The organism is Modestobacter sp. SYSU DS0904 (assembly GCF_054051115.1).
In genome coordinates this window covers 121,455-128,481 of sequence record NZ_JBJHAQ010000009.1, presented here as the reverse complement: position 1 = coordinate 128,481, position 7,027 = coordinate 121,455, and the positions used below count along the sequence as shown (strand labels likewise).

Annotated in this window: 6 protein-coding genes; 1 reads left to right on the top strand and 5 read right to left on the bottom strand. The window is 74.4% G+C overall.

Going from position 1 to position 7,027, the window contains the following annotated elements:
- Positions 1-98 precede the first annotated feature (98 nt).
- The 3 genes from ACI79U_RS08785 to ACI79U_RS08775 all read right to left on the bottom strand — a co-directional run bounded on the left by ACI79U_RS08785 (position 99) and on the right by ACI79U_RS08775 (position 2,791).
- Complete coding sequence (locus ACI79U_RS08785) at positions 99-401, bottom strand: thiamine-binding protein (RefSeq protein ID WP_457069607.1); 303 nt, start codon at positions 399-401, stop codon at positions 99-101.
- The gene (gene dxs, locus ACI79U_RS08780; RefSeq protein ID WP_457069609.1) at positions 398-2,320 is read right to left on the bottom strand and encodes a 1-deoxy-D-xylulose-5-phosphate synthase; all 1,923 of its coding nucleotides are present in this window, start codon (positions 2,318-2,320) and stop codon (positions 398-400) included. Before dxs ends, ACI79U_RS08785 begins: the two co-directional genes overlap by 4 nt.
- Before the next feature lie 102 nt (positions 2,321-2,422).
- Positions 2,423-2,791: a hypothetical protein gene (locus ACI79U_RS08775; protein ID WP_457069611.1), complete on the bottom strand. Its 369-nt coding sequence runs from the start codon at positions 2,789-2,791 to the stop codon at positions 2,423-2,425.
- Between the two features lie 96 nt (positions 2,792-2,887).
- On the opposite strand from ACI79U_RS08775, the gene ACI79U_RS08770 reads away from it, so the two are divergent.
- Positions 2,888-3,559 (top strand): class I SAM-dependent DNA methyltransferase, encoded by a 672-nt coding sequence (locus ACI79U_RS08770; protein ID WP_457069613.1) that lies wholly within the window; start codon positions 2,888-2,890, stop codon positions 3,557-3,559.
- Between the two features lies 1 nt (position 3,560).
- Here ACI79U_RS08770 and ACI79U_RS08765 read toward each other — a convergent pair whose 3' ends face one another.
- On the bottom strand, positions 3,561-4,868 hold the full coding sequence (locus ACI79U_RS08765) for a class I SAM-dependent RNA methyltransferase (RefSeq protein ID WP_457069615.1): 1,308 nt from the start codon (positions 4,866-4,868) through the stop codon (positions 3,561-3,563).
- Positions 4,861-6,897 carry an APC family permease gene (locus ACI79U_RS08760; RefSeq protein WP_457069617.1) on the bottom strand — a complete coding sequence of 679 codons (2,037 nt, stop codon included), beginning with the start codon at positions 6,895-6,897 and terminating at the stop codon, positions 4,861-4,863. Before ACI79U_RS08760 ends, ACI79U_RS08765 begins: the two co-directional genes overlap by 8 nt.
- Between the last annotated feature and the right edge of the window lie 130 nt (positions 6,898-7,027).

Sequence of the window (7,027 nt, the reverse complement as noted above, 5' to 3'; positions counted from 1 at the left end):
CCCGGCCCCCCCCGCCTGGCGCCCCCGCCACGCCGCCGCCCCCCCCCCGCCGGGGGCACGACGGGGTCGCCGAAGTGGCCACTTCGGCGACGAGTGGGCTAGCGGAACTTGTGGGTGAGGCTGTCCATCGTGCGGTTCACCGAGGCGATCTTCACGTGCGACAGCCCGCCGTCGGCGCCGGCCAGCATCATCGCCTCGTGGGCGGCGCGCAGGGTGTCCCAGACGACGTCGGCCGGCCCCTCCAGCGTGGTGCCCAGCGCGCCGACCTCGTACCGCAGCCCCGAGCCGGCGATCGCGCCGATGGCCGCCTCGACGTGCGCGTGCGGGTCGGCCGCGGTGCCCGGCGGCGAGGGAGCGACCTGGATCTCGGCGATGACCCACTCGCCGGTGGGTTCCGTCACTGCTGCTGGCCCTCGATGTCGGCCACCCGGTTCTCCCCGGCGCCCCGGTCGGCCACCCGGGCCGCCCACTCGACGATCCGGCGGGCGACGTCCTGCTCGGTCAGCCCGGCGTCGGCCAGCACCTGCCCGCGGCTGCCGTGGTCGAAGAACCGCTGCGGCAGGCCCAGCGTGCGCACCGGGACGTCGCAGTCGCGGTCCTGCAGCGCCTGGCTGAGCGTCGTCCCCACCCCGCCGGCGCGGCCGCCGTCCTCGACGGTGACGACCAGCCGGTGCTCGGCGGCGAGGGCGACCAGCTCGTCGGCGACCGGCAGCACCCACCGCGGGTCGACGACGGTGACCTCGATGCCGTGGTCGGCCGCCCGATCGGCGGCGGACAGGCACATCGGCACGAGCGAGCCGACGGCGACCAGCAGGACCTCCGGCGACGCCGCGCGGCGCAGCACGTCGACCGGGCCGCGGCGCTCCAGCGCGGGCACCTCGACCGGCAGCGCGCCCTTGGGGAAGCGGACGACGGTGGGCGCGTCGGTGACCTCCATCGACTCCCGCAGCGCCTCCCGCAGCGTCGGCTCGTCCCGCGGCGCGGCCAGGTGCAGGCCGGGGACGACGGAGAGGATCGACATGTCCCACATGCCGTTGTGCGAGGCGCCGTCGGAGCCGGTGACCCCGGCCCGGTCGAGCACCACGGTGACCGGCTGCCGGTGCAGGGCGACGTCCATCAGCAGCTGGTCGAATGCCCGGTTGAGGAAGGTCGAGTAGACGGCGACGACCGGGTGCAGCCCCGCCATCGCCAGCCCGGCGGCCGAGGTGAGCGCGTGCTGCTCGGCGATGCCGACGTCGTAGGTGCGCTCGGGGAACCGCTCGGCGAACGGCGCGAGCCCGGTGGGGTGCAGCATGGCCGCGGTGATCGCGACGACGTCGGAGCGCTCGGCGCCGATGCGCACCAGCTCGTCGGCGAAGACGTCGGTCCACTCCGGGCCCTTGGCCGCCGAGGAGAGCCCGCTGTCGGGCTCGAAGACGCCGGTGGAGTGCCAGGCGTCGACGGTGTCGGTCTCCGCCGGCGGGTAACCGAACCCCTTGGTGGTGACCGCGTGCACGATCACCGGCCCGCCGAAGGACCGCGCCCGGCGCAGCGCGTGCTCCATCATCTCCACGTCGTGGCCGTCGACCGGTCCGACGTACTTCATGCCGAGGTCCTCGAACATGCCCTGCGGGCTCAGGACGTCCTTGAGGCCCTTCTTGATCGCGTGCAGGGCGTCGTAGAGCTTCGTGCCGACCACCGGTGCCTTGTGCAGCGCCTGGCGGACGGCGGCGAGCGCCTCCTCGTAGCCCGGCCGCAGCCGCAGGCTGGCCAGCGCGTCGGCGACCCCGCCGATGGTCGGTGAGTAGGAGCGGCCGTTGTCGTTGACCACGATGACCACCGGGCGGTCCTGGGCGGCCGCGATGTTGTTCAGCGCCTCCCAGGCCATCCCGCCGGTCAGCGCGCCGTCGCCGATCACGGCGGCCACCGGCCGCACGTCACCGCGGACGGCGAAGGCCTTGGCCAGCCCGTCGGCGTAGGACAGCGAGGTGGAGGCGTGGCTGTTCTCCACCCAGTCGTGCGGGCTCTCCGCCCGGCTCGGGTAGCCGGAGAGCCCCCCGCGCTGGCGGAGCTGGGCGAAGCCGTCGAGCCGCCCGGTGAGCAGCTTGTGCACGTAGGCCTGGTGCCCGGTGTCGAAGACGATCGGCTCGCGCGGGGAGTCGAAGACCCGGTGCAGCGCGATGGTGAGCTCGACCGCGCCGAGGTTGGGGCCCAGGTGCCCACCGGTCTTCGCCACGCTGGCGACCAGCGCGTCGCGGATCTCGGCGGCCAGGACCGGCAGCTGGTCCGGCCGCAGCGCCCGGAGGTCGGCGGGCCCGGTCAACGAGCTGAGCAACGACACGGCGGGGCAGGGTCCTCTCGACGACGACGGCGTCCGGGAAGGCGCTGCCGGTGAACCCCCACTGTAACTGCGAACCGGCGACCTGCCCGGTGAGCGGCGGAGCTACAGCCGGGGCACCCAGCGCTCACCGCGCAGCGCCCCGGCGACCACCTCGACGCCCCGCGCCGCGCGGTTGAGACGGACGCCCTCGCGTTCGTAGGCGGTCATCGCCGCTTCCATGGCGTCGGGCGGCAGCTGGTCGGCGAGCTCCACCCGCAGCGTCCGCCAGCCGGCCCGGGCGGCCTCCAGGCCGGCGGCGACGTGGTCGGCGGCGAAGCGGGCCAGCAGCACCGGGTACCGGCGCAGCACCTCGTGGGCCCGGTAGTCCGGCGGCACCAGGTCGTACAGCCAGGCGACGGCGGTCTGCTCCCAGTCGGGGGCGCCCGGCGGTGCGACCTCGTCCGGCCAGCCCGGGGGCAGTGCGTCGCTCACCGGACCAGTGTGCGGCCGGCCGGGCTCCATCCCGACACCGGATCGCACGTGTGTTCGAACGGTGACGTGTCGGTGGCCGGTCGTACGGTCCCGGGCGTGACCGGACCCGAGGGCGACCCCACCGACCAGCTGGCCGAGACCCGCACCGCGTACGACACGGTGGCCGCCTCCTACGAGGAGCTGGCCCGGTCCCTGCTCGCGGAGAGCCCGATGGACCGGGCCCTGCTGGGCGTCTTCGCCGAGCAGGTGCTCGCCGGCGCTGGTGGACCGGTCGGTGACCTCGGGTGCGGGCCGGGGCGGATCACCAGCCACCTCGCCGACCTCGGCCTGGACGCCTTCGGGGTCGACCTCTCCCCCGGCATGGTGGAGGTGGCCCGCCGCCGCCACCCGCAACTGCGCTTCGACGTGGGCTCCCTGACCGCACTCGACCTGCCGGACGGCGGCCTGGCCGGGGCGCTGGCCTGGTACTCGGTGATCCACACCCCGCCGGAGCGGCAACCGGTGGTGTTCGCCGAGCTCACCCGGGTGCTGCGGCCCGGTGCGCCACTGCTCCTGGCGTTCCAGGCCGGCGCCGACGAGCCGGTGCACCACCGGCAGGGCTACGGCCACGAGATCTCGCTGCACGCCTGGCGGCTGGACCCGCACCGGGTGGAGCGGCAGCTGGCCGATGCCGGCCTCGCCGTGCGCGCCCGGGTGCTCCGCGAGCCCGACGGGTCCCCGTACGAGAAGAGCCGCCAGGCCTACCTGCTGGCCGTCCGCGCCGGTTGAGTCAGGCCGGGACGAGCAGGGCGACGCACTCCACGTGCGCGGTCATCGGGAAGCAGTCGAAGGCGCGCAGGTCGGCCAGCCGGTAGCCGGCCCCGGCGAACGCGGCGACGTCCCGCGCCAGCGACGCGGGGTCGCACGCCACGTAGACGACGGCCCGTGGCCGCGCACCGGCGATCACCCGGCTCACCTCCGGCCCGGCGCCCGCCCGCGGCGGGTCCAGCACGACGACGTCGGGCCGCGCCAGGTCGCCCAGCAACTCGGTGAGCCCGGCGGCGTCCACGTCGCCCTGCCACACCTCGGCCTGCGGCAGGTCGGCGAGGTTGGCGTCGGCGGCGGCGCAGGCGGCCTCGTCGGACTCGACGCACACCACCCGGCCCGCCGCGCCCACCCCCGGCGCCAGGGCACCGCCGAACAGGCCGGCCCCGGCGTAGAGGTCCAGCACGGTCTCCCCCGGCTGCACCGCGGCGAAGCCGAGGACGGCGCCGACCAGCGCGTCGGCGGCGGCCGGGTGCACCTGCCAGAAGCCGGTGCCCTCGACCTCCCAGTCCCGGCCGCCGGCGGTCCGCTGCGCCCGTCCGGCCGGTTCCTCGGGCACGTCGACCCCGGGCCGCAGCACCTGGGTCTCCAGCGGCCGGCCGCGGCGGTCCAGCGTCGTCGTCGTCACGACACCGGCCGAGTCGAGCCCGACGTCCACCGCGCCGGCGTCCAGCCAGCGCCGGCCCAGCACCGCCTGCGCGGCCGGCTCGGCGGTGATCGGGCAGTCGTCGAGCGGGACGACGTCGTGCGAGCGGTGCCGGCGCAACCCCGGCGACCCGGTCCGGTCGACGGCGAAGCGCGCCCGGGACCGCCAGCGCAGCGGCCCGCCGGGCAGCGGCTCGACGGTCACGGCGACGTCCAGTCCGGCGAGCCGGGACAGCTGCTCGGCGACGACGTCGGACTTCAGCCGGAGCTGGCCGGCGTGGCTGACGTGCTGCCAGTCGCAGCCCCCGCACCGGCCGGGGCCGCTGTACGGGCAGGCTCGCTCCACCCGGTCCGCCGCGGCCTCGAGCACCTGGACGGCATCGGCGCGGCAGAAGCCCTTCTGCCGGTCCTCGGTGACCTGCACGACCACCCGCTCACCGGGCAGGGCGTGCCGGACGAAGACCACCCGGCCCTCGTGCCGGGCCACGCAGTGCCCACCGTGCGCCACCGGCCCGACGGTCACGACGAAACGGGAGCCGACCCAGCCGCCGCCACCAGCCGACGGCCCCCTCTCAGGGGCCCGCGCCGAGCGTGCGAGGCGTGGGGGGAGAGGGAGTCCTTCATCCATAGGGCGTCTGCTCCGCCTCGGAGGTCAGCCCGCGGCGCAGGTCGCCCGGCGCCGGGCCGCCGCCGTTCCCGCCCTCACGGTCCATCGAGCTCTCCAGCTGCCACGGCACGCTGGTGATCATCACACCGGGCTGGAACTGCAGCCGGGTACGCAGCCGCAGCGCGCTCTGGTTGTGCAGCACGTTCTCCCACCAGTGGCCGACGACGTACTGCGGCACGAACACCACCACCAGCTCCCGCGGGCTGGCACGGCGGATGTCCTTGACGAAGTCGACGACCGGCCGGGTGATCTCCCGGTAGGGCGACTCCAGCACGGTCAGCGGGACGGGGATGTCGTAGCGGTCCCAGTCGGCCTGCAGCGCCCGGGTCTCGGCGTCGTCGACGTTCACCGTCAGCGCGGTGAGCACGTCCGGGCGGGTGGCCCGGGCGAAGGCCAGCGCCCGCAGCGTGGGCTTGTGCACCTTGGAGACGAGCACGACCGCGTGCACCTTGCTCGGCAGCGTCCGGGCGTCGGTGTCGGGCACGAGCTGCCGGGAGACGTTGGAGTAGTGCCGGTTGATCGCCCGCATCAGCAGGAAGATGAACGGCATCACCAGGATGACCAGCCACGCCCCGCGGGTGAACTTGGTGATCACGATGATCACCAGCACGACCGAGGTCAGCGACCCGCCGATGGTGTTGATCAGCTGCGAGCGGCGCATCCGGGCCCGCTCCTGCCGGTCCTCGGTGCCGCGCAGCTCACGGTTCCAGTGCCGCACCATGCCCCACTGCCCGATGCTGAAGCTGGTGAAGACGCCGACGATGTACATCTGGATCAGCCGGTTGACGTCGGCCTCGAACCCGACGATGAGCAGCGCCGCGAACCCGGCCAGCAGCAGGATGCCGTTGCTGTAGACCAGCTTGTCGCCGCGGGTGTGCAGCTGGCGGGGCATGAACCGGTCCTGGGCGAGCACCGAACCGAGCAGCGGGAAGCCGTTGAACGCGGTGTTCGCGGCGAGGATCAGCACCAGCGCGGTCGCGGCCTGGATGAAGAAGAACCCGACCGAGGTGTCCCCGCCGAACGTGGCCGCGGCCAGCTGGGCGATGACGGTGCGCTGCGGGTCGGTCTCGCAGTCGCCCGGGAAGCCCACCAGGTCGCAGGTGTGCTCGGCGTACTTGACGTCGGCGAGCAGGGCCAGCGCGGTCACCCCGGCGAACATGGTGGCGGCGATGCCACCCATCAGCGCGAGGGTGGTCGCGGCGTTGCGGCTCTTCGGCGGGCGGAACGCCGGCACCCCGTTCGCGATCGCCTCGACGCCGGTCAACGCGGTGCAGCCCGAGGCGAAGGCGCGCAGCACGAAGAACACCAGCGCCACGCCGGTGAGCTGCTCGTAGCCCGGCTCGGGGGTGATCGACCAGCCGGCGCTCTCGGCGATGACCGGGGAGTCGGTCATGAAGTCCCGGACCAGCCCGGTGACGATCATGACCATGATGCCGGCGACGAACAGGTACGTCGGCGCGGCGAAGGTCCGGCCCGACTCCCGCAGCCCGCGCAGGTTGGCCGCGGCCAGCAGCACCACCAGCCCGACGGCGATCAGCACCCGGTGCTCGTTGAGCGTCGGGAACGCCGAGATGATGTTGTCGGTGCCCGCCGAGACCGACACCGCCACGGTGAGCACGTAGTCGGTCAGCAGCGCGCTGGCCACGGTCAGCCCGGCGAACTGGCCGTGGTTCTTCATCGCCACCTCGTAGTCGCCACCGCCGGAGGGGTAGGCGCGGACCACCTGCCGGTAGGAGAGCACCACGACGGTGAGCAGCAGGACCACGAGGACGGCGAGCCACGGCGCCAGGAACAGGAACGCCGTCCCGGCCAGCGTCAGCACGATCAGGATCTCCTGGGTGGCGTAGGCCACGGAGGAGAGCGGGTCGCTGGCGAAGATGGGCAGCGCCAGGTGCTTGGGCAGCAACGACTCACCGACCCGGTCGCTGCGCACCGGTCGGCCGAGGACGAGTCGCTTCGGTAGTTGTCCGAGGTCGGACAGGGTTGGCACGGCGGCGATGGTACGGACGCGTCGGCCCGCGGAGCGCCGCAACGGGGCGACCTCACTCACACGGGCCCCCGGGTGGGTGGGCAGCGGCCCTGCGCGCCCACCCGGGCCCTCCAGCGGGTGTAGCTTCGCC